At 53.2% G+C, this 562-nt stretch carries 1 protein-coding gene; it reads right to left on the bottom strand.

The window, feature by feature from the left end; all coding sequences use genetic code 11:
* Positions 1-562 (bottom strand): SIS domain-containing protein (locus K0039_RS24805; protein WP_228106783.1); only part of this gene is annotated, 562 nt, incomplete at both ends.

Raw genomic sequence — 562 nt, 5'->3', positions numbered from 1 at the left:
TCAATGTTGGATTTCAGTTTTTCCAGCAATTCGTTGTTCGGTGCAACAACAATAACCGGCATATCGGCATCAATTAGCGCCAGCGGACCGTGTTTCAGTTCGCCAGCAGCGTAGGCTTCAGCGTGAATGTAAGAGATCTCTTTCAACTTCAATGCGCCTTCCAGCGCGATTGGGTACTGATCGCCACGGCCCAGGAACAGCGCGTGATGTTTGTCAGAGAAATCTTCTGCCAGCGCTTCAATGCGTTTGTCCTGAGACAGCATCTGCTCAATACGGCTCGGCAGCGCCTGCAGACCATGCACGATGTCATGTTCAATGGAGGCATCCAGACCTTTCAGGCGAGACAGCTTCGCCACCAGCATCAACAGCACAGTTAACTGAGTGGTGAATGCTTTAGTGGATGCCACGCCGATTTCTGTACCCGCGTTGGTCATTAGCGCCAGATCGGATTCGCGCACCAGAGAAGAACCCGGAACGTTACAGATTGCCAGTGAACCAAGGTAACCCAGCTCTTTCGACAGACGCAGGCCAGCCAGGGTATCCGCGGTTTCGCCAGACTGTG

Source organism: Terrisporobacter mayombei, assembly GCF_020748465.1.
In the GTDB taxonomy this organism is placed as follows: Bacteria; Bacillota; Clostridia; order Peptostreptococcales; family Peptostreptococcaceae; genus Terrisporobacter; species Terrisporobacter mayombei.
The sequence above is the reverse complement of the archived record's forward strand: the minus strand, read 5'-3'. Positions and strand labels throughout refer to the sequence as shown.